The sequence below is a fragment of the Nocardia vinacea genome, from assembly GCF_035920345.1.
Classification (GTDB): Bacteria; Actinomycetota; Actinomycetes; order Mycobacteriales; family Mycobacteriaceae; genus Nocardia; species Nocardia vinacea_A.
The window spans coordinates 448,115-470,041 of record NZ_CP109149.1; the positions used below are offsets into that span (position 1 = coordinate 448,115).

Annotated in this window: 22 protein-coding genes; 11 read left to right on the forward strand and 11 right to left on the reverse strand. The window is 65.8% G+C overall.

Annotated elements, in window-relative coordinates; all coding sequences use genetic code 11:
- Positions 1-116: 116 nt before the first annotated feature.
- The 3 genes from OIE68_RS02050 to OIE68_RS02060 form a co-directional block, all read right to left on the reverse strand.
- A complete protein-coding gene (locus tag OIE68_RS02050) occupies positions 117-257 on the reverse strand; it encodes a hypothetical protein (RefSeq protein ID WP_327097685.1) in 141 nt (46 codons plus the stop codon).
- Positions 258-277: 20 nt separating this feature from the next.
- Positions 278-1,438, reverse strand: coding sequence for a chlorophyllase/cutinase-like alpha/beta fold protein (locus OIE68_RS02055; RefSeq protein ID WP_327097686.1), 1,161 nt, complete (start codon positions 1,436-1,438; stop codon positions 278-280).
- 167 nt (positions 1,439-1,605) lie between these two features.
- Positions 1,606-2,214, reverse strand: a complete 609-nt coding sequence (locus OIE68_RS02060; RefSeq protein WP_327097687.1) for a TetR/AcrR family transcriptional regulator — start codon at positions 2,212-2,214, stop codon at positions 1,606-1,608.
- Positions 2,215-2,343: 129 nt separating this feature from the next.
- Between OIE68_RS02060 and OIE68_RS02065 the strand changes: the two genes are divergently transcribed.
- The 6 genes from OIE68_RS02065 (at position 2,344) to OIE68_RS02090 (ending at position 9,833) form a co-directional block, all read left to right on the forward strand.
- Positions 2,344-3,459, forward strand: a complete 1,116-nt coding sequence (locus OIE68_RS02065) for a hypothetical protein (protein ID WP_327097688.1) — start codon at positions 2,344-2,346, stop codon at positions 3,457-3,459.
- Positions 3,460-3,461: 2 nt separating this feature from the next.
- Positions 3,462-4,487, forward strand: a complete 1,026-nt coding sequence (locus OIE68_RS02070; RefSeq protein ID WP_327097689.1) for a phosphotransferase family protein — start codon at positions 3,462-3,464, stop codon at positions 4,485-4,487.
- Positions 4,488-4,699: 212 nt separating this feature from the next.
- Entirely contained in the window at positions 4,700-5,905 is a 1,206-nt protein-coding gene (locus OIE68_RS02075) for a helix-turn-helix domain-containing protein (protein ID WP_327097690.1), read from the forward strand.
- A 76-nt stretch (positions 5,906-5,981) separates the two neighbouring features.
- Positions 5,982-7,304, forward strand: a complete 1,323-nt coding sequence (locus OIE68_RS02080; RefSeq protein ID WP_419150667.1) for a family 1 glycosylhydrolase — start codon at positions 5,982-5,984, stop codon at positions 7,302-7,304.
- Positions 7,305-7,608: 304 nt separating this feature from the next.
- Positions 7,609-9,177 (forward strand): hypothetical protein, encoded by a 1,569-nt coding sequence (locus OIE68_RS02085; protein WP_327097691.1) that lies wholly within the window; start codon positions 7,609-7,611, stop codon positions 9,175-9,177.
- Positions 9,174-9,833 carry a DUF305 domain-containing protein gene (locus OIE68_RS02090; RefSeq protein ID WP_327097692.1) on the forward strand — a complete coding sequence of 220 codons (660 nt, stop codon included), beginning with the start codon at positions 9,174-9,176 and terminating at the stop codon, positions 9,831-9,833. Before OIE68_RS02085 ends, OIE68_RS02090 begins: the two co-directional genes overlap by 4 nt.
- 106 nt (positions 9,834-9,939) lie before the next feature.
- On the opposite strand, the gene OIE68_RS02095 is transcribed toward OIE68_RS02090, so the two are convergent.
- The 4 genes from OIE68_RS02095 to OIE68_RS02110 form a co-directional block, all read right to left on the reverse strand.
- On the reverse strand, positions 9,940-10,098 hold the full coding sequence (locus OIE68_RS02095) for a hypothetical protein (protein ID WP_327097693.1): 159 nt from the start codon (positions 10,096-10,098) through the stop codon (positions 9,940-9,942).
- Between the two features lie 18 nt (positions 10,099-10,116).
- Entirely contained in the window at positions 10,117-10,428 is a 312-nt protein-coding gene (locus OIE68_RS02100; protein WP_327097694.1) for a DUF3467 domain-containing protein, read from the reverse strand.
- Between the two features lie 90 nt (positions 10,429-10,518).
- The gene (locus OIE68_RS02105) at positions 10,519-11,031 is read right to left on the reverse strand and encodes a hypothetical protein (protein WP_327097695.1); all 513 of its coding nucleotides are present in this window, start codon (positions 11,029-11,031) and stop codon (positions 10,519-10,521) included.
- A gap of 492 nt (positions 11,032-11,523) precedes the next feature.
- The gene (locus tag OIE68_RS02110; RefSeq protein ID WP_327097696.1) at positions 11,524-12,957 is read right to left on the reverse strand and encodes a gamma-aminobutyraldehyde dehydrogenase; all 1,434 of its coding nucleotides are present in this window, start codon (positions 12,955-12,957) and stop codon (positions 11,524-11,526) included.
- Positions 12,958-13,108: 151 nt separating this feature from the next.
- Between OIE68_RS02110 and OIE68_RS02115 the strand changes: the two genes are divergently transcribed.
- Positions 13,109-13,252 (forward strand): hypothetical protein, encoded by a 144-nt coding sequence (locus OIE68_RS02115; protein WP_327097697.1) that lies wholly within the window; start codon positions 13,109-13,111, stop codon positions 13,250-13,252.
- 298 nt (positions 13,253-13,550) lie between these two features.
- Here OIE68_RS02115 and OIE68_RS02120 read toward each other — a convergent pair whose 3' ends face one another.
- Entirely contained in the window at positions 13,551-14,432 is an 882-nt protein-coding gene (locus OIE68_RS02120; protein ID WP_327097698.1) for an aldo/keto reductase, read from the reverse strand.
- Between the two features lie 178 nt (positions 14,433-14,610).
- On the opposite strand from OIE68_RS02120, the gene OIE68_RS02125 reads away from it, so the two are divergent.
- From OIE68_RS02125 to OIE68_RS02140, 4 genes are all read left to right on the forward strand, one after another.
- Positions 14,611-15,525, forward strand: coding sequence for a helix-turn-helix transcriptional regulator (locus OIE68_RS02125; RefSeq protein ID WP_327097699.1), 915 nt, complete (start codon positions 14,611-14,613; stop codon positions 15,523-15,525).
- A gap of 213 nt (positions 15,526-15,738) precedes the next feature.
- On the forward strand, positions 15,739-16,191 hold the full coding sequence (locus tag OIE68_RS02130; protein ID WP_327097700.1) for a hypothetical protein: 453 nt from the start codon (positions 15,739-15,741) through the stop codon (positions 16,189-16,191).
- A complete protein-coding gene (locus tag OIE68_RS02135; RefSeq protein ID WP_419150743.1) occupies positions 16,167-16,418 on the forward strand; it encodes a flavodoxin in 252 nt (83 codons plus the stop codon). The genes OIE68_RS02130 and OIE68_RS02135 overlap by 25 nt, the downstream gene beginning before the upstream one ends.
- Before the next feature lie 202 nt (positions 16,419-16,620).
- Complete coding sequence (locus tag OIE68_RS02140) at positions 16,621-17,352, forward strand: SDR family oxidoreductase (protein ID WP_327097702.1); 732 nt, start codon at positions 16,621-16,623, stop codon at positions 17,350-17,352.
- A gap of 335 nt (positions 17,353-17,687) precedes the next feature.
- Here OIE68_RS02140 and OIE68_RS02145 read toward each other — a convergent pair whose 3' ends face one another.
- The 3 genes from OIE68_RS02145 to OIE68_RS02155 all read right to left on the reverse strand — a co-directional run bounded on the left by OIE68_RS02145 (position 17,688) and on the right by OIE68_RS02155 (position 21,719).
- On the reverse strand, positions 17,688-18,515 hold the full coding sequence (locus OIE68_RS02145) for an alpha/beta fold hydrolase (RefSeq protein ID WP_327101556.1): 828 nt from the start codon (positions 18,513-18,515) through the stop codon (positions 17,688-17,690).
- A 41-nt stretch (positions 18,516-18,556) separates the two neighbouring features.
- Positions 18,557-20,248: a PHA/PHB synthase family protein gene (locus OIE68_RS02150; RefSeq protein WP_327097703.1), complete on the reverse strand. Its 1,692-nt coding sequence runs from the start codon at positions 20,246-20,248 to the stop codon at positions 18,557-18,559.
- A 253-nt stretch (positions 20,249-20,501) separates the two neighbouring features.
- The gene (locus tag OIE68_RS02155; protein WP_419150744.1) at positions 20,502-21,719 is read right to left on the reverse strand and encodes a PucR family transcriptional regulator; all 1,218 of its coding nucleotides are present in this window, start codon (positions 21,717-21,719) and stop codon (positions 20,502-20,504) included.
- Positions 21,720-21,927 lie beyond the last annotated feature (208 nt).

The following is a 21,927-nucleotide window of genomic DNA, read 5'->3' on the forward strand; positions in this document are numbered from 1 at the left end:
GTCAACGAATCGTCTGCCGGAAGTGTGGCAAGCCGGGCTACTCGGGGTGCGGCAGGCACGTCGAGCAGGTACTCGGCGATGTGCCGAATGCTGAGCGGTGTTCATGCGCCGACCAGTCACCGCCCCGCAGGCGCTGGTTCTTCGGTGAGTCCGATGGCGGGATCACCCGCCAGTCGGAACAAGCTCGCTCCGGAGATCAATCGTAGTTTCCGCGGCAGGTCGAGCTTTGCCAGCAGTTCCTCGATGCGGTCGCCCATGTGAAAGTCCTTGTCGTCGTTCAGTTCGTGATGTTGCTGGCCTGATCGGCCCAGTGCGCGTTGTGCAGCAGTTCGCCGGTCCCGGCGACGAATGCGCTGTGGGCGTGGGAGTCACCGCGCAGTCGATCCATGAACCACGCGGTGAGGTAGCCGAGGTAGCCGCCCACACCGGCGGTGCACCCGTAGTTCGTGCATCCGGGCTGGCCCTGAATGTCGTTGTGGTTGGCGTCTTTCAAAGCCGCCTTGGCCTTGGGCAGTGACGCGGGCAGCGCATCGTAGTAGCCCTGCATGGACTGCTGGCCGATCTGCTGCTGCGGCGCAATCTGATACGACGGGGCGATGGGGTCCGCGGTGCCACTGACGATCAGCACCGAGCCCGAGGCCAGGGTGGAGGTGTCGACACAGCTGCCGTCGGGCACCACCGGCAGGGTGTTGCAGAGAGCCTGGAACGGCATCTCGATGGGGACCGCGGTCTCTATGGCGCCCCCGGAACGGGCGAGCGCGTTGAGTGCACCCAATCCGCCTTGGGAATGACCCATGGCGCCGACCGACTCGGTATTCACCTTGCCGTAGAAGACGCTGGCCGGATCCCGGTTCTGCTCGGTCAGATAGGTCACCGCGTCGAGCATCTGGGTACCGGTGCCGGTACTGGTCAGATTCGGGGCGATCACCACGAAACCCCAGGAGGCCAGGTGCGAGAGCAGGTAGGCATACTGAACCGGATGCGCGTCCGTGCCGTCTCCCCAAGTGATGATCGGGTAGCGGGTCGCGCTCGCGCCGAGGTCCGCCGGGTACCAGATGTCGTAGGCATCGCCGGTCGAGGTGCAGCAGTCGGTACTGGTCCGCGCGGCCACCGGATGCGGACCCGCCTGGTAGTACGTGGCTTCGACCGCTCGGGCGGGTTGAAAGTCGGGGGCCGCCGCGGCCGGCGTCGCAATGGAAATTGCGGCGCAGGACAGCGCGACTGCTGCGGCGACGGCGTGGACACGGCTGCGCTGCCGTGCGGATCGTTGACTGCGGTCATTCACGGTCGCGGACGTTACGGCGGTCTGATCCGATCCAGGGCGGCGTGGATTGTTCTGCAGACAGTTGCAGACGAGCAGGAGCAGCGCCGATGAGCCGAGCGCCGCGGCGATGGCGAGGGGATCGCCGGGAGTCAACCAGGCCGCCGACCACACCACCGATCCGGATAACGGCGAATTGCGTTGTGGAAATGTCCACCCAGCTGACCGTCCCGCGACGACGAAATTGTCTCCGGCACATGTCAATTCATATTTCGTGCCGAGGGGCTGACCCGGGCGTAACGGAAGTCTTCGTGGTCAGACAGCGATGGCCGGGCGGGCGGGCCTCAGGAGCGCGACGTCGTAGTCGTGGCCACCGCGAGCAGGGCGTCGGCGATCTGCGCGCAGAATGCGTCGGCATCATCGGTGCCGTGTGTGAGCGCCCGGAACAGGGTCGCACCGCGCAGTAGTTCGAACACCGCGTCGGCATCACAGTCGGGCGCGGCCTGGCCCGAGTCCGCGGCGATGGTCAGCAACTCTTGCAGTGCTGCGCGGGTGGGCAGCTCGCCGCGGTCGAGCAGGCGGCGGTAGCTGTCGTGGTCGTTGTGATACTCCGAGAGCAGGCCCGGTATGGCCGAGCGGGCCGCCGGATGAGCGGAAGCGGCCAGGAAAAGGCGGGTCCAGGCCAGCAGGTCCGCGCGCAGATCGCCGCTCGGATCGGGGTGGTTGAACTCGTCCAGGGCGAAGATGGCGTCCTCCACCAGCGCCCGCTTGCTCGGCCAGCGGCGGTAGATCGAGGTGGTGACCACGCCCGCCCGGCGTGCGACCGCGGCAATGGTGGTGGCCTGATAACCCGCACTGACCAGCAGTTCCTGTGTGGCGCTGAGCACCTGCGCGTCCAGTTGCGGGTCGCGCGGGCGACCCGGGCCGGAGCGGGGCCGCGGGGGTGCGCTCACCGGAACTCTCCCATCGGGTCGAAAAAGAAAATCTGCGAATGAGGTTACATCTAGAACCTGTTTCAAATACGCTACGACCCGTATTCTAATTATGTGGCCGCGGCCACACGCACCGAGAGGTACCCGTCGATGTTGACGCCACAGGACGAACTGCTCTGCCACCAGCTGCCCACCACCTTCGACCACGTCCAGCAGAGCGATCTGCGTTGGACCGAGCGCGTGGTGATGTACGGCTTCGACACCACCGGCCGGGTGAGTGTGATGACCGGTATGGCGCGCTATCCCAACCGCAATCTCATCGACGCCTACGCGATGATCACCATCGGCGACAAGGCGCACGTGATGCGCATGTCCCGGCAGATCGACGGCCGTTACGACGGGCTCGGCTCCTGGCAGGTCGGGCCGTTCACCTACGAGATCGTCGAGCCGCTGCACAAGGTACGCGCCACCCTGGCGGACAATGAGCACGGCATCGAGCTGCAGCTCGAGTTCGACGCGCAGTTCCCGGCTTACGAGCAGGAGCCGGCCTTCTTCCGCACCCGCGGCCGCGTGCGTGAGGACGCCCGTCGCTACTACCAGAACGGCCGCATTTCCGGCTGGTTGGTGGTCGAGGGCGAGCGCATCGAGATCGATCCCGAGACCTGGTGGTTCGGTCGCGATCACTCGTGGGGCACCCGGCACGGCGGTGGCGGCGGAGCCATCAATGAGGGCGGCGGGATGCTGCAGCCCAGTGAGATTCCGGACGGTGTCCTCTACTACATGGGCATCTTCCAATTCGAGGACGAGCTGGTGCATTTCGCGCAGCGCGAGACACCCGAGGGGCACCGCTGGCACTTCGAGGGCACCGTGCTCGCGCTGCTCGGTTCCGATGCGCAGCCGCAGCCGGTGCGCGACGCCGGGCACGATCTGACCTTCCGCGACGACTTCCGCATTGTCAGTGGCGGCAAATTCACCATCGTGGACGCCGCGGGCAAGACTCGGGAATTCACCATCACCCCCGTCTCCGACTTCTGGCCGGGCATCGCGGGATACGACTTCTATCGTGGCTACGCGTCCGGCATCTGGAAGGGCGAGGACTGGAGCGACAGCTTCGTCGCAGACCTCACCGATACCAAGGACCTGAAGCAAGCGAGCATGCTCAGCGAGACCTTCTGCCGAATCGAGACCGAGGGCAAGGTCGGCTACGGCTTGGTCGAGATGGTCTTCATGGGGCGCAACGAGCGCTACGGGTACGAAGGGTACTGAACTTGAGCACTACTCGACTGCCGGCAGAGCAGCTGGCGGCGGCGCTGGAACCTGCTGCGCGCCGGAATATCCCGCTGTCCGGCGTCGCCCAGGTCCGCAATTTCGATCGCACCGATCGTGGATTCGCCACCGAAACCTACACTTTCGATCTCGAGGACGAAAGCGGCTCGCTGCCAATGGTTTTCCGGCGTCCACCGGAAATGGCGCTGTTTCCCGACTATGATCTGCTGCGGCAGGTGCTGGTCATGCGGCGGCTGGCCGATACCGATATCCCTGTCGCCACGCCGATCTGGCTGGACCGGGACGGCTGCGATCTCGGCAGCCCGTACTTCGTGATGAACCGGCTCACTGGCGAAGCACCCAGTGACTATCCCTCGTATCATGTGGCGGGAAACTACTTCGAGGCCACGCCGGAGCAGCGCGAGCGCATGTGGTGGGGGTGCGTCGACACCATCGCCGATATCCACCGATTGGATTGGCGGGCACTGCGCCTCGACTTCCTGGCGCTGCCACGGCATGGCAGCAGCCCGGTCGAGCAGATCGTCAACTACCTGGATTCGGCGCTGGCCTGGGCTACTACGGGCGATCAACCCGAGACCTATCGGCGGGCCATCACCTATCTGCGAGCCAACCTCTACGAGCCCGAGCACATCACGCTCTGTTGGGGTGACGCCCGCATGTCGAACATTCTGTACGACAAAGACTTCCGGGTCAGCGGCGTATTGGACTGGGAGATCGCCTACCTCGGCGATCACGAGGCCGACCTGGCCTGGCTGCTGTTCCTGGACTGGGCCAGTAGCGAATTCGAGGGTCATGCGCCGCTACCCGGCACGCCGACCCGCGAGGAGACCATCGCCTACTACGAGAAGCGCAGCGGAATGCCGGTCCGCAATCTCCGGTACAACGAGATCCTGGCGGCAGTGCTGCTGTCGGTTCCCCTGCTGCGCATGGCCAATCGCATACAGCTACCGCCGGAGATGAATATCACCGGCTTCTGCACCACCCGAATCGCGCAGTTGCTGTCCTGATCCGCGGACCGGCTCTCGTGGAGAATTAGGCGACGACGAAAGGACTCGGCCTCGGGACCGGCACCGGGGCGGAGGTTTTCTCTCGTGAGTGCATTGGCGGTTGAAGACCCATGCAGAAGCGCACATCAGCGGAACACCCTCGCCCACCCATCCTCGGACTGACAACCTCCCGGGTCGACACCAGTAGGCGACCCGCTCGGTACGATCCAGCGGTGCAATCCGATCCAACTGGCGACGTCGGCGCGGTGCTACGCGCCGCCCGCCTGGCGGCCGGGGTCACCCTGGCCGGGATGGCGGCACGCACCTGCTATTCCAAACCGTATCTGGGGCAGCTGGAAACCGGGGTCCGCACCGTACGCGAAGAGCATGTCGCCGCCTACCAGACCGCGCTCGGTGTGCGTATCGGCACGACCACTGCGGCGAGTGTGCTCGATGAGCTTGCCCCCCTGTTGCAGGCGGTGTTCGTCAATTCCGCGGACGCTTCGCCTGCTCCCGACAATGCGGAGGCGCTCGTCCGGTGGGCCCGTGCGCACCAATGGGACGACGCGACCACTGTCCGCGAGGTGGTGACGGCCTGGTTGGCTCGCCATCGTGGTCGCCTCGACACCGCGTCGGCGCGGGTTTACCTCGCCGCTGCCGAACTGGCCGATATCGCATCCGCGATGGCCTGGGACGTCGAGGACACCGCCGCGGCACAGCACTACGGGATCCTGGCCGCACGCTGGGCGCACGCCGCGGGTGACGATGCCTTGGCGGCCGCCGTCCTGGCCTCGCTCGCCTACCAATACTTGGACCGCAATCGTGCGGCCGAGGCCCTGGAATTGACCCGGTTCGCGCAATACGCGGCCCGGCACTCGCTGGGTCCGGCGTTGCGCGCGGCGTTGGCTACCCGGGAGGCGTGGGCGCAATTGATATTGGGCGAGGAGAAGGCATTCCGGCGGCTGACCGCATTCGCCGAGGACTGCCGACAAGAACCGGATCCGATCGATGCGATCCATGCCCCGGCCGGTCGCAGTCTGCGCGCCGCGGAGCTGGCGTGTCTGATCGGCCCTCGCCGTCGTGTGCCAGGACCTGCCGACTTACACCGGGTCTTCGGTGCGGGCTACCGTGGCCTCGACTGCGGTCGCCCGCAGGTGCTGAGCTGGGCGCAGGACCATGTAGGCCGCTCGGTGCACGCACCTACGGCTGGGCGTGACCAGGTGTTCGAGATGGTTATCCTGGCCAGGGTCCAACTGCTGCTCGATGAGCCCGAGCAGGCCGCGGGGCTGATCACAACGGCGTTGCCACAGGCCGAGCCTTGGGTGGCCGGTCGAGTTGGCTCGCGATTGCGCGACTTTCGTCATGAATCCACCCGGTTCGCCGCGGTTCCCGCGATCCGCGAAGCCAACGATGCGATCGGCACGCTCATGCACCGATGACCGGTGCCACCGGAGAGGTCTGCAAAGGTCTGCTGTTAGGGCGGAATGGCCGAAATGCTCCGTAACGTAGGGCCTCATGATCAGACGGTCCATTCAGCTAGCGTTCCGGTGCGCGGCAGTCGCTGTGCTATCAGCGGTGACCGTATCCGGTACTGTCGCGGGCGCGACGCCAGGGGACGGGTTGTCGCCGCTGGGATCGGACTTCATGTGGGGCGTGGCGTCGGCGGGATTTCAGAACGAGGGGCACGCTCCGGACAGCAACTGGAGTCGGTACGCGGCCAGCGGCGCCGTCGAGCCGTACGGCGATTCGGTCGACTTCTACCATCGCTATCGCGAGGACATCGCGCTCGCCAAAAGCCTAGGCGTGCAGGTTTATCGGCTCAGCATCGAATGGGCGCGTATCCAGCCGCAACCCAGCACCTGGGATAACGATGCTCTCACCTTCTACGACAATGTCGTCGCCGAGATCCGCGCCGCGGGCATGCGCCCGATGCTCACCCTCGACCACTGGGTCTATCCCGGATGGGAGGTGGATCGGGGTGGGTGGAACTCGCCGCAGATGCTGGATGACTGGCTGGCCAACGCGCGGGTGGTCGTCGACCGGTATGCCGATGACAACCCGATGTGGGTCACTCTCAACGAACCCGTCTTCTACCCGTTGCAGGAGATGCGCGCCTCCGGACTGAGCCCGGCAGCGATGCCCGCGATGGTGGACCGGTTGGTGGCTGCGCACAACACCATCTACGACTACATCCACGCCCGCCAACCCGGCGCGATGGTGACCAGCAACGTCGCCTACTTCGTCGGTGCGGAGGCACAGCTCGATACCGTTATCGAAGACCGGATCGGACCGAAGCTGGACTACATCGGTATCGATTACTACTACGGTGCGACACCCGCGACCGCGGGGACCATCCTGAGTGCGCTGCAGAATGAGCCCTGGAAATCCCAGATCACTCCGGAGGGCATCTATTACGCACTGCGTTTCTATGCCCGGAAATTCCCTGGCCGCCCGCTCTACATCATCGAGAACGGAATGCCGACCGAGAACGCGAACCCGCGCGCTGATGGCTGGACCCGCGCCGACGTTCTGCGCGACACCGTCTACTGGTTGCAGCGCGCCAAGGCCGACGGCATGAACCTGATCGGCTACAACTACTGGAGCCTCACCGACAACTACGAATGGGGCAGCTACACACCGCGTTTCGGTCTCTACACGATAGATGTGAAGACCGATCCCACCCTGGCCCGCCGGCCCACCGATGCCGTGCCGGCCTACCACGACATCGTCACCGCGAACGGTGTGCCGAGCGGCTATCTTCCCACCCGCCCACCAGTCGTGTGCTCGATCGTGGACCCACCGTCGAGCTGCACTGATCCAGTGACACTTCCACGCTGATACCTGGAGTTCTTGACCGAGGGCTCGGGACGATAGCTGTGGTTCCGGCCGTCGTCATCAGTACGTTTTGGCGTCGGGCGACCAGATCGGCCGTCGCCCGTAGTCATCGAGCTAGTCGCTCAGAGGCGGCGGGGAAGTGGGCGAACCTGCGGTTGCCCGAATCCGCCTTGGCTGAGGTCGAGCCCTACGAGGGCGCAGCCCCGACGACCGAGCCCTTCCCGCGCATCTGGCGATGAGCGGTCCTGCCATCGAGCTTTGTCGAAAACATCACCAGGAAGGTGCCCTCATAGCCGAGGGCGGAATTATGAGATCACTCCCGGTTCGCCGCGTCAGGCGGTTCATTGCCCTAGTCGCCGCCGCGACGCTGCTCCCGGTGGCTCCCGGTGCGGCGCAACCGCCCGAAGGCAGTATCGGTTCCGTACAGGAAGTGCACGGCATCGCGAATACCTCCGCCGGACGCGCTGACTGTCGTGGCGACGCTATGCCCGAACCCGGCCTGCAGGGCGATGTTTCGGCGGCCGACCGCGACAGCGGTCGTAGCACTCAGGGGTATCGATGCAACATCACTCGTGTGGGCGGGTACGCGGGACGTGGCGGCGGCATCACCTCGACGAGTTTCGATCATTGCGTCTACCTGGGCAGTTTCTTCCCCGGCGATCTGCTCGGCCCCGCGACCGGAGTACAGGTGATCGATGTTTCCGACCCGACGAACCCGGTGCCGACGGCAACGCTGACCGAGCCCGCGATGCTGGCCGGGACGTGGGAGAGCCTAAAGGTCAACCCGGTCCGAAAACTGTTGGTGGGCACCGGAGCTCCGGCATTCACCGGCGCCGGACTGATCTCGGTATACGACGTCTCCGACTGTGCGCACCCGCGCCTGCTCAACCCTGGGCCGGGCACCGATCTGACGTTGCCCGTCCCGATCACAGCGCACGAGGGCGGGTTCTCCCCGGATGGCAACACGTACTGGGCATCGGGTGTTTTGCCCGGCATCGTCAGCGCCGTCGATCTGACCGACCCGGCCACCCCGCGCGTTATCTGGCAGGGCATGCCCGGCACGTCGATGCACGGGATGGGTTTACGTGCCGACGGCAACCGCCTGTACCTGGCGAACAATATGGGCGGACTGACCATCCTCGACACTAGCGCCGTACAGCGGCGCGATCCGGACCCGCAGGTTCCGGTGGTCGCCGAGATGACATGGACCGACGGCTGGGCAACCCAGCAAGCGATCCCCATCGAGTACGGCGGCAGACCCTATCTTTTCGTCGCCGATGAAGCAGGCTCCGGTGGGGTCAAACTCATCGATATCTTCGACGACACCCAACCTCGGGTGGTGAACTCGATAAAACTCGAGATCAACCTGTCCCAACACCGGGACAACGCCATCGCGTCCAGTATGGGCGGCTCGATATTCGCCTACGACGCACACTACTGTGCCGCCGATCGTCCCTCGAATCCGACAGCACTCGCGTGCGGCTGGATCTCTTCTGGGATAAGGGTTTTCGACGTGCGCGATCCATTCCATGTCCGGGAGATCGCCTACTACAATCCGCCGGCCCAGACCGGGCACAACATCGAGCGGTGGAATTCGCCGCACGCACTCGCCTCGGTCGTCGGCGCTCCTTTGCTGAGCGGCCCCTCCGTGATGCAGGCACTGAATGACGGCATCTTTGATCCGGCCACGGCAATGAGCACCCGCACAGGCGATCTGGCGTTCGGCGACCTGTCCACCGACTGGTGCTTCTCCGGCCCCGAATGGCACGGCACTCAACTCTGGGCCGCTTGCGCCGACAACGGTTTCTCGACTCTGCAACTCGCGCCCGATGTGTATACCCCGCCTGCCGACCAGCACTCGACGGGAGGGGCATGAAACGACGCAGCTGGGTCACGGTGGCCGTATTCGGTTCGCTCGCACTGCTCCTCCTGGTGCTCGGCGCGGCGAGCCGCCCACTCGTAATCCCTGATACCCCTTCTCCCACAGTGATTCTCAGCGCGACCGAGATCGGGTTCGTGCAGGATATGACCGCCCATCACCAGCAAGCGCTGGTCATGGTGCAACGCCTGCGGCAGGCCGACGATCCGACGGTGCTGAGGCTCGCGCAACAGATCGCCGACGGTCAACGTCTCGAGATCGGCATGATGCTGGGCTGGCTGCGCCTGGCCGGTACCACCTCCACCAACCCGCATCCGATGGCTTGGATGCACAATGCCGATCAGCGGGCGCAATCCAGCCATCACCAATCGACCGCAACCACGATGGCATCCACTACCGCTTCCATGCCGGGAATGGCCTCCAGAGCCGAACTCGACGCATTGTCCTCGGCTACCGGCCGAGAAGCGGACACCCTGTTCCTCGAGTTGATGCAACGCCACCACTACGGCGGTATCGCTATGGCTCAGGCGGTCGACGAACAGCTCGACGGTGGCCCCGTCGAACAGATCGCCCGGGACATGATCAGCACACAAGGTCAGGAAGCCGGCCTGATCGGACTACTGCTCTCGCAACGCAGCGCGGACCCCGAGTAGGTCGATCAGACCTGATCGGTGAGCGCGCCTTTCGAAGCGGAGTCGACGAATGGCCCATGAGTGCCTGGCGGTGCCGGAGCCGACAGGGCCGCTCATACGGCAGCGCTCATTCGAGGGCGGGTTGGTCTGCCCGTTCCGGCGTGGTGGCGGTGATGTGGTAGCGGCGGCCCTCGATCTTGTCGGGCCGGTAGCAGATGGCGGAATCGATCACGACTGCCCGGTCGCGCGGGCTCGCGAGGATAAAGATGGGACTGGATAAGAGCATCGTGTTTCTCCTGTCCGGTTATTCTCCGAGGTGGGTAATCGGGCCGAACTGCTGTTCATAGTTGCTCATGCTGTCGTTCAAGATCTGCATCAGCCGGAAGATCATCGCCGGTGGGAACTTCACCCTTGACACCACTCGAGCCGGTTGACGCATCACCGGCTGACCAGCGTCGTCGACACCCTGATCGGTCGGCAGATATACGAGGAAGTCGAGGGTGAAGTCGGTCCGGTTGTACCAGCAGGTGAACCCGTTGGAGTAGGCACCGGCGCTCATTACCTCCGGCACGATCACCTCGACGTCGTTCGGGGGCGGCAGAGTCGGTTCGTTCATCCGCGGTCACCTTTCACCGGTCGACGAAAAGAGCACATCGCTGGGCGGTGGCCCCTTTCGTCGACACGTCGTTCGACAGCAGATCGGTGGCTAGCGGAACTGTGCCTGGCGTGCCTGGTCGCGAAGGTGATGCAGCTGCATTTCCCACTGCCCGGACCGGTCCTGGGTACGGGTGGCCTGATCCTCGGCCTGCTGGGCCAACTGGCTGGCCTGCTCGGCCTGATCCTGTGCCGACTGAGCCCGTTGGTTGGACTGGTTGGCCTCGCCTTGGGCCTGCTGGGCCTGGTTCTGCGCCCGATCGGCCTCGCCTTGGGCCTGCTGAGCCTGGTTCTGCGCCTGCTGGGCTTGTTGGCGGGCCTGCTGGGCCTGCTGGTTGGCCTGGTTGGCCTCGTGCTGGGCGATCTGCGCCTGGTGCTGGACTTGACGGGTCTGGTTCTGCGCCTGCCGGGCAAGGTTCTGCGCCTGCTGGGCGTACTGACGAGCGCTTTGAGCTTCCTGCCGCGCCTCATCGATCTGAAGCCGCAACGCCATCTCGATGTCCCGAAGGTTCTGGACGTCCAGGATGTCGCCACGCTTGGTGTCAGTGCTGGTTTCCTGAGCCATATGAGCTTCCCTCCAAGAGTTGGTTGAGTGGACAGACTCGATTGACCGAACTCATTCTGACCGAAGATTAGCAACCTGTCAGCAACTTCGCCGTAACATCAGAAATCGAGGTGAACGCACCGGGGCGATCCAGCCCCCAGTTGCGTTCGTTGCTCCGCAACTCGGCCACGGTCGCCGATCCAGGTATGACTTCACTGCTGATCGACGCGACCAGCCAGCATGATTGGTGCCATGCCGATCTACCGGCGCCCCCGCTCAGCCACGACGTGGTTATCCGCCGGTTGTGTCGATGCGTCGCATCGCCGAACCGTATTCGGGACAGTCGGTCGCTGGCACGGCGATAGCAAACAGGATTTGTTGATGCGGGCCAGTGCACTCCAGAACGTGACATCGCACCCCGAGGCCGCAGTGTTCGGGGTGCCTGACGAAAAGATCGTGGTCTCGGATTCCGGCCCACGCAAGCGAGTTCGGAAGTGGGGCGCGGTAGCTGAGCTAGTCGATCTTGGCCATCACATGCTTGACGCGGGTGTAGTCCTCCAGCCCGTACATCGAGAGGTCCTTGCCGTGCCCGGACGACTTGAACCCGCCGTGCGGCATCTCGGCGATCAGCGCGGTGTGGGTGTTGATCCACACGCAGCCGAAGTCGAGCGCGGCCGACACGCGGAGCGCCCTCGACACATCCTTGGTCCACACCGAGGACGCCAGCCCGTATTCGACGCCGTTGGCCCACCGGATCGCCTCGTCTTCGTCGGTGAACGACTGCACGGTGATCACCGGGCCGAATATCTCGTTCTGGCTCAGCCGGTCGGTTTGCCGCAGCCCGCCGATGACCGTCGGCTCGACGTAAAACCCGCGGTCGCCCTGCCGGTGCCCACCGGCCACGACCGAAGCGTGATCGGGCACCTCATCGAGGAAGCCGAGCACCCGCTGTAGTTGGTTGGCGTTATTGACCGGTGGCACCCAGGCGTTCTTGTCCTCGGTGGCCTTGCCGAACGTCGTTGTGGCACTGTCGGCCTGCTCGGCCAGCGCCGCGGTCAGATCTTCGGCCACCGACGCGTGGCCGAGCACGCGGGTGGCCGCCGTGCAATCCTGCCCGGCGTTGAAATAGCCCGAGGCCGTGATGCCCACGGCGGCAGCAGCGATATCGGCGTCGGGGAAAACGATTACCGGCGCTTTGCCGCCCAACTCCAGATGCGTGCGCTTGAGGTGGGATCCGGCCGACTCGGCGACCGCACGACCTGCGGCCAACGAACCAGTGATCGATACCATCTGCGGGGTCGGATGCGCGACCACCGCCGCACCGGTCACCCGGTCACCGGTTACCACGTTGAGCACGCCTGGCGGCAGGTGCTCAGCGGCCAGTTCGGCCAGCATCACCGTCGTCACCGGGGTGGTGTCGCTCGGCTTGATCACCACGGTGTTTCCCGCCGCGATCGCGGGAACAAACTTCCAGATTGCCATCATCATCGGGTAATTCCACGGCGTCACCTGTCCGATGACGCCGATCGGCTCCCGGCGGATCCACGATGTATAGCCCGCCAGGTACTCGCAGGCCGACTTGCCCTCGAGTACCCGTGCCGCCCCCGCGAAGAATCGGATCTGGTCCAGCATCTGCGGGATCTCTGCGGCCAAAGTGAGGTGGTTCGGCTTGCCGGTGTTGCGGCCCTCGGCCGCAACGAGCGCGGCGGCGGCGTTCTCCACCTCGTCGGCGAAATTCAACAGCGCCTTCTGGCGGTCCGACGGCGTTGTGCGCTTCCAATCGCAGAACGCCCTGGCCGCCGCCGCGTACGCGTTGTCGATGTCGTGTTCGGTGGACACCGGGGCGGTGCCGTACTGATCGCCGGTGGCAGGGTCGACGAGAGCCATCGTCGCACCGCCCACCGAGTCGACGAGCTTGCCGTCGATGAAGTTCTGGACCGCTACCATGACATCTCCTCGATTGCTCTGTTCAGTCGACAACTTTCTGACGTGGAACGTTTCATCCGCCTTGTCTATGTTGGCGTAGCGTCTCGACAAGATCCGCTCGTTCGATCACGATGCGGCCGCTATTTAGCTCGGGCTCTTCGCGCGAGGTGACATGAGCGCGCAGCCGGCTTCCGGAACGACGCCAAGCACGCGGTTGCCCGCACTGGTCTATGCGCTGGCTACCGGCACCTTCTGGGCTACCGGTGCTGTCGTCGCGGCGGCAGTCGCCGGGCGCGAGCGCGAGCGCTGGCGGTGATGTCAGGCGGGTTGAGACTGGCCGTGGTCGCCGGGGTGCAGATCGGCACCTTCGCGGGGCAGTTCGCCGGTTGGAGTGGCCCGTTCTGGATGCTGGCCTGGCGGTCACGACGATCGCGGCGGTGTTGCGATACGCCCCTGTCACTGCCGGTGACGTGCCGAACCATATGTCGGAGTGGCCGCTGCTCGGCCGTGGTGTATGTGGGCCTCATCGCGCCGGGCTCACGGGTCGACCGCGCGGGCCTGCCACAGCGCCCGGGTGCTCGACTGGCACCGTCGTGGCAGGACTGCCGGGTTGGTCAGGCTTCGGGGATGGGTCGGCCGTAGGTTTCCAGGGTGATCGAGTCGGGGTCGGGGCCGCCGCGGACGCCGGTGTCGAGGGCATCGATGGCGGCGAGTTGGTCGTGGGTGAGTTCCAAGTCGAATACGGCGAAGTTTTCGGCGATGCGGGCGGGTTTGGTCGACTTGGGGATGGCGGAGCGGCCTTGCTGCAGGTGCCAGCGCAGCATCACCTGGGCGGCGGTCTTGCCGTGGCGGGCGGCGATGTCGAGCAGGGTGGGGTCGTCGAAACTGCGTTTGGCGGCGCCGCCGTAGGCGGTAATGCCGCCGATGGGCGACCAGGCTTGGGTGAGGATGCCGTGCTCATGGTGCAGTTTCTGCAGGGCGGGCTGCTGGAAGTAGGGGTGGACCTCGATCTGGTTGACCGCGGGCACGACGCTGGCTTCGGACAGTAGCCGGTCGAGGTGCTCGGGCATGAAGTTGCTGACGCCGATGGCGCGTACCCGTCCGTCGTTCAGCAGTTTCTCCAGTGCCCGGTAGGCGTCGAGGGTCAGGTCGAAGCGGCTGGGCAGGGGCTGATGCAGGATCAGCAGGTCCAGCTGGTCGACGCCTAGTTTGGCTGCGCTCTTCTCGTAGGCGTGCAGGGTGGGTTCGTAGCCGTAGTCGCTGATCCAAACCTTGGTCTCGATGAACACCTGCTCGCGGGACAGGCCCGAGCGGCGGATGCCTTTTCCGACTTCGCGTTCGTTGGCGTAGGCGGCGGCGGTGTCGATGTGGCGGTAGCCCACGCGCAGCGCTTCGGTGACCGCGGCGGTGGTCTCCTCGGGGGCGGACTGGAACACGCCGAGCCCCAGGCTCGGCATTGTGACGCCGTTGTTCAGGGTGATCTCGTTTGCGGTCATACCCCCACGGTAGGGAGGCCCCGGATCCGGTGACAGTCACCACCGGTGCCCCCTTTGCAGCACCCCGGCGTGCTCTCTCGTGTATACCCGGTACGCCTTTGCGACAGGCCTGTCACCTGCGTTGACAGGTACTGGCAGGAACTCCCGAGCGGGTGACGGTCGGGGTTACGGTCGGGTCATGGACCTTCGAGGTGAGGTGGCGCAGTTCCTGACCGGGCTGCGGGCACGGCTGAGTCCCGAGCAGGCCGGGGTGCCGGTGCTGGGCGGGCAGCGACGCGTTCCCGGGCTGCGCCGCGAGGAGGTCGCGCAGCTGGCCGGGGTGAGCACCACCTACTACACGCGCATCGAGCGTGGGAACCTGCGCGGGGTTTCCGACAGCGTGCTGCGGTCGCTGGCGCGGACCCTGCGCATGACTGAGGCCGAGACCCAGCATCTGTTCGATCTCGCCCGCGCCGCCACTGGCACCCGCTCCACGGGGCGGGTGCGTCCGGCGCCGCGGGTGCCGCAGCGTGCGGTGCAGCTGATGGATGCGATGACCGACGTGCCGGTGGTGATCCTGGGCCGCCTCGGTGAGGTGCTGGGTGCCAATACCTTGGGCCAGGCGTTGTTTCCCGATCTGTTCCCCGAGCAGGGGCCGCCGTTGAACCACACTCGTTACCTGTTTCTGGACGAGCGGGCCCGCCGGTTCTACCCGGACTGGGAACACAGCGCCCGCCAGGTCGTGTCGGCGCTGCGTCTGCTGGCCGGTCAGGATCCGGGCGACCGGGCGCTGACCGCGCTGGTCGGGGAGCTGGCCACCCACAGCCCCGAATTCCGCACCTGGTGGGCTGGGCACACCGTGACCGTGCATGCCGGCGGCACCAAGACCCTGCACCACCCCGTCGTCGGCGAGCTGACCGTCGCCTTCGAAACGCTGACCCTGGCCTCGGCGCCGGGAATCCGCATCATCACCTACCTCACCGACCCCGCAACCCCCTCGGCCGACGCCCTGGACATGCTGCGCAGCTGGGTCGCCACCGAGCACACCCCCTCTGCCTCCGATGCCCCGGCGGCAAACGCGCTCGACCGGCAGCAGTACCCACCCCACCCATAACAGCGGGCCGGCAACTCGAACTCGGGGACGACGGTCGCCGGGGCCCGGATGGCGCCCACGGCGACAACCGCGCCGGGCCTCGCGGCCGGCTCGACTCTGTCGCGACTTCGACAGGTCGCGCCCGCAGCGAGCAGCTGGGCCGCCGAGTGCCTTCGGGTGCGCTGGCTCGTACTCCGCGCCTGTCCCGTCCTCCGCACGGCAGAAAGGACTCCGATGTCTGGACCGCTCGATCAACCGATCGCCCGGCGGGCCGTGCTGGCCGGTGGGCTGGCAGCGGCGCTGGCAGTGAGTAGCGCGTGCGCTTCCGACACTGCCGGGCCCGTGGCTTCTCCGGCACCACCGAAGCCGCTCCCGGCTCGGGGCGGACGGGTGCTGCTGGCCTACTTCTCCCGGGCGGGGATGAACTACCACTACGGCGGGCGCCTGCGCCTGGAGGTGGGCAACACCCAGGTCTTGGCCGGGCTCATCAGCGCGCGGATCGGCTGTGATGTGCATCGGATCGACCCCGTCGAGCCTTACCCCGACGATTACGAGGCCACCGTTGCCCGCAACGTGGATGAACAGGACAGCAACGCCCGTCCCGGCATGCGAACTCGCTGGACTCGATCGCCGGCTACGACACGATCATCCTGGCCAGCGGTATCTGGAACGTGCGGGCGCCGATGATCATGACCACCTTCACCGAGCGCTACGACTTCACCGGAAAGACCGTCCTGCCGGTGACCACCTACGCCGTCAGCGGACTGGGACGCACCGAAACCGACTACGCCGCCTTCTGTCGCGGCGCGGTCCTGGGCGAAGGGCTGGCCGTGCGCGGGGAAGAAGTCGACACACCCGCCACCGCCACCGCCACGACCCGCTGGCTGCAGCAGGTCGGTCTCACCCCCGCCTGAAGCTCGAGAACATCGCCGCCGGCGAGGTCGAACTGACCGCCGACGACCTCGCCGAGCTGACCGCGGCCGCCGAGAAAGTCGAGATCCAGGGCGAGCGCTACCCCGAACACATGCAGCGCTGGATCAACCGCTGACCACCCCGACCCACCCGGCGGCCTGTTACCCACCAGCCCGTCCCCAAACATCGACAAGGAGCACCCCCATGACCACACCCATGACGGGCCGCACCGCCGTCATCACCGGCGCCTCCTCCGGTATCGGTGAAGCCGTCGCCCGCGCCCTGCACGCCGCCGGCTACCAGGTCGCGCTACTGGCCCGCCGCACCGACCGCATCCAGGCCATCGCCACCGAACTCGGCCACGGCGCGATCGCCATCCCTGCCGACGTCACCGACCGCGCCGCGCTCACCGCCGCGGCCGAACGCGTCGGCGACGAGCTCGGCGGCGCCGACATTCTGATCAACAACGCCGGGGTGATGCTGCTGGGCCCGTTCTCCCCCGACCAGCGCGAGGACTACCGCCGCATGATCGAGATCAACCTGCTCGGCGCCATCACCACCACCGAGGTCTTCCTCGACCAGATCCGCGACGGTGGCGGCGACATCGTCAACATCTCCTCGGTCGCCGGCCGCACTGCCCGCCCCGGCAACGGCGTCTACGCTGCCACCAAATGGGGCCTCAACGGCTGGTCGGAATCCCTGCGCCAGGAACTGCTGCCCGACGTGCGCGTCACCCTGATCGAACCCGGCGCAGTCGCCACCGAACTGCCCACCCACATCACCCACACCGCAACCAAAACCGATGTCGAACAGCTGTACAGCCAGGTACCCGTCACCGCTGCCGACATCGCCGAAGTCATCGCCTTCGCCGTGCAACGACCCAGGCACCTGGTCATCAACGAAATCCTGCTCCGCCCCGCCGCACAATCCCTTTGACGAGAGCACATCCGCCGCACCACTCGACACAACCGGGCAGTGGCAGGACTCGGAATGTCTACTGCCCTGGTTGAGTGGCAGCAACAACCCGTCGCCTCATCGGACCGTCGAGTAGGAAAGATCTTCCGGCACAGCCATATCTGCGATGCGACGGCCCGGCAAGACCGAGTTCCCTGAAGCCGGGCACGATTTCGAACGGGAAGCTGCCCCCTGCCGGTGCTGATTGATGGTTGGCGCCACCTAATTCGCGTATCGGGTGCAACCTCAGGCCTGTACGTCGTCGAGCAGCCTTTCGAGCGCGTAGAAGTCGGCGCTAGCGACGCAGACCGATGTGCTCATGACTGCTCTTTCCTGAATCTCTCTATGACGGGCACTAATTCGGTGGCGTTGGTGATGAGGTCGACGTGGCCGCCACCGTGCAGATGGACTGTCGAATGCGGGAGCAGTCGGCGCATGATGCGGACGTTGGCGATCGGGATGATCGGATCGTCGGTGCCCGCGATGATCAGCGTGGGCTGCCGGATGAGCGGCAGCGCGAAGATGCTCGTCCACACCGATCCGGCCAGCAGTTGGTGCAGATAGCCGACCCGGGACCCGGCCATCAGCTGTCGATCGAACAGTTGCTCGACGATCGACGGATCGGTGCGGACGGAACCGCCGTAGAGCTCACCGGCGATGGAGGCGGCATAGTGAGGGGCCAGGAATCGCCGTGGTGTCAGCATTTTCAGCAGTGCGGTCGGTCGCCCCGGCACCATGACCACGCCGGTGCCGGTGGACACCAGGACCAGCGTGCGGCAACGCCGCGGATGCTGGAAGGCGAACTGCTGGGCCAGCGCACCACCCCAGGACAGTCCGAGGATATCGACGCGCTCACGGATACCGAGTTTGTGCAGTAGCTGCCCGAGCACGGCGGCCAGATACGGAAATCCGTACGGCAGTGGCGAATCCGGTGATGCGCCGGTACCCGGCGCGTCGAACCGGACCACAGTGGTCGCCGGATCCAGCTGTGCGACAAGTGGATCGAGTACTTCGAGGCTCGCGCCGATACCGTTGCACAGCACCAGCGGCACCCCCGTTCCCCAGCGCACATGCACCCGGATCTGCTGGCCGAGCACGGCGATGAGGCGCTGTTCGACATAGGTGACCTGCTCCGGCGCACTCATCGCGGTCCGCAGTTCGAAATGCTCTGTCATGCCCGGCCTTTTCAGTGTTCGAGTACGTAACTTCCCGGCGCGGAATCCATTGGTGGCAGATCGGGCGTTCCCAGTAATTGCGGCGCGTCCCGCTCCGGACCGCTACGTTCGGCCAGCCATTCGACGAAATTCGGCCACCAAGAGCCCGAATTCTTGGCGGTGCCGTCCAGCCATGCCCCCGGATCGGCCTCGTCGACCGCACCGATCCGGTAGGAGGCCTTGGGATTTCCCGGCGGGTTGACCAGCGCGGCGATATGTCCGCTGGTGGAGAGCGCGAACTGCAGATCCTTGCTGCCGAGCAGCCGGGCGCTGCGGTAGCAAGCCTGCCAGGGCGAGATGTGGTCGGCGATCCCGGCGACCATATAGGTATCGACAGTGATCTGGGACAGGTCGACCGGAGTGCCGAGCATGCTCACTTGATCCGGCGTGGTCAGCGAATTGTGCACGCCCATCAAGACCATCTCGCGGTGCAGCGTGGCCGTCATCCGGGTGGTGTCGGCATTCCAGAACAGCACGTCGAAGGGTGCGGGCGCGCGTCCCTGCAGATAATTGTTGACCCAGTACCGCCAGACCAGATCGTTCGGCCGCAGCCAGGCGAACACCTCGGCCAGCACACGCCCGTCGAGGTAGCCCTTCTTGGCCGACAGTGCGATCGCGATATTCGCGGCCTCCTCGTCGATTGCGGCCGCCGCGAAGCCCGCATGACTCTGATCGAGCACGGTCACCATGAGTGTCAGACCGGCCAGCCGATCGCCCTGGTCGATCGCGGTCAGATGGGCCGCGGTCATCGCGGCGATGATGCCGCCCGAACACGAGGCCTGCAAATGGGTGCGATCGGAGCCGGTGATCCGCTCAACCGCGTCGAGCGCGTCGATGATCGCCTGCCCGTACTCGTCGAAGCCCCAATCTCGCTGGCGGGCAGTCGGATTGCGCCAGGATATGGCGAATACCTGTTGGCCCTGGCGGACGAAGTACTCGATCATGCTGCGGTCCGGGGCGATATCTATGATGTAGAACTTGTTGATCACCGGCGGCACCATCAGCAGCGGTACCGTGCGCACCTGCTCGGTCTGCGGCGCGTACTGGATCAGCTCGAACATCTCGGTGCGCAGCACCACCGACCCCGGTGTGGTCGCGACGGATTCGCCGATGGTGAAGGCATCAGCATCGACCATCGACGGCACCCGCGGCGCGGCGGACATATCGGAGACGAAGTGCCGTAATCCGCGCACCGCGCTCGCACCGCCGCTGTCCACCAACGCTTTCCATGCGACCGGGCTCAGCAGCGGGTTATTGCTCGGCGAGACGCCATCCATCACGTTATCCAGGACGAAGCGCATCCATTCGGCATCGCGCCAATCCAGGTGCGCGTCGGCGAACAGGGCGTCGACGGTGTCGGTGGCGGCCAGATATGCCTGCATGGATCGCTTGAACAGCGGATTGCCCCGCCATGCCGGATCGTCGAAGCGCCGGTCGCCCTTCGCCGGTACTCGATCCGAGTGTCCGCGGGCGATCGTCACCAACTCCTGGCCCAACGTGCCGACCCGACCCGCGACCGTCTGCGGCTGTTTGGCCAGGCTCAACGCCAGCCTGGTCCAGGATGTATTCGGCAGCATGCGTCGGCCGACGCCGATGGCCGAACCGGTCAGCAGCAGCTCCAGCGGAGCCGCGAGTTCGTCGGCGGCGTCAACGGTCGTTGTCATGGTGGAACTCCTTGAAATAGGGTCGGCTGGCCTCGATAGCGGGCCGGTGTGCCGAGGTATGCGGCGTCGTCGACGCGCGGTACGACCTTCGATGCCGCTGACCACGCTGTCCGTCGGCATCGGATCGTCGGTGTAGCGCCTGCTTCGTTGCTGATGCGCCGCATCGTCATGTGATGTGAGAACGGTAGATCCGATCGGCGGGCGCGCCATTGCCCCGAAGCAACGAAGTCTGCGCGCGGGTTTGTCGCCGCGGTCAGTCCGTATTCGGCCGCAGCACCGCCGCGCCATACCAGTGGCAGATGAGCAGCGCCAGCTCAACGTCCAACCGGTCGTCGGTGATCGGCCGCCCACGCCGCGAAACCGCCCGCCCGACCCGGTATTTCACCGAGTTGAAATGTAGATCGAGCTCCGCGGCAGCCGCCTTGTAGCTGGATCCGGTGCGCAGGAACACCCGCAGCGTCTCGCGCAGCCGGGCATCGTTCTCGTTGTCGGCGGCCAATTCGCCGAGCACCTCGGCCACCCATTCGCCGACCTCCGCGCCGCCGCCGAGCAGCGCTGCGGCCGACAGCCCCGGATCGCTCGCCGCGATGATCCTCGGTTCGACGCCACCGCGGGCGAGCGCGACCGAGCGTGCGCGTAGCGCATCCCGATGGGACCGGCGGAAGCCGGATACACCCTGTCCCATGATGCCGATCGCCAACTGCGGTGCGTCCGGCCGCTTGCTCGCGAAATCACGCACCTTGGCCACCGCATCGGACTGCTCGGACCGATATGGCAGCCAGGCCCATGCGGTCATCCGGTCGGCGGCCCCGATCAGTGGCGCGGCCGCGGTGCCGACCGCCTCGGCAAGCTCACGGACGAAGCGTTGCAGCCGGGTCAGCTCGTCACCGCTCGCGTCGGTGTCGGGATACCAGAGGATCAGCGCCAAGTGATGCCAGTGCAGCGGGTAGCGGATGGATTCGGTCGCGGCATCGATATCGACCGGCTTCTTCCCGGCCAACACCTCACGTACGCGCAGTGCGCGGGCGCTGTTGCGGCTCTCCAACCATTGCTCGCGCTCGGTCTCGTACACCGCGACGACCTGCTGGGTGATCCAGTCGATGTACTCGAACAGCGTCGTGGTGATCGCCTCCACCACGGTCATCCGATCCGCTGGCGCGATATCGGCCGCCCGCAATTCGGCGAAGACGAGCTCGGTCATCCGCCGCTGGCCGACCCGATAGGCGCGCACCAGGGCATTGACCGGAACTCCGTGCTGGGCAAGGCGTCTGGCGTATTCGATGGCGGCCGTGGGAGCGTTGGCCCGAGCCACGGGAATATCGTGCTGCAGCGCGTGCAGGACTGTGTCGACATTGCCTTCCACGCTGGCGCCGAGCAGTTCTATGGTGCGGGCGTCGCCGCGTAATTCGGGGATATCGTCCTCGAGGCCGCGCCGGAGGATCGCGCTGATATCCGTCACCCGCTCGTTCATGCGGGCGGCGATCCCCGCGACATAGCGGCTCACATCGGCATCACCGTCGCGACGAAAAGTCGTCACTCCCCAACGGTAGTACTCGGCGATTGCCGCGCGGGAAATTGCCGGGTTGTCCTCCGGGGACAACGCCGGCGGTGAACTTCGTCGATGCACGAGGGTTTCACGGGGCCGCCCGATTTCTACCGTTATCGGCATCCCGCACACC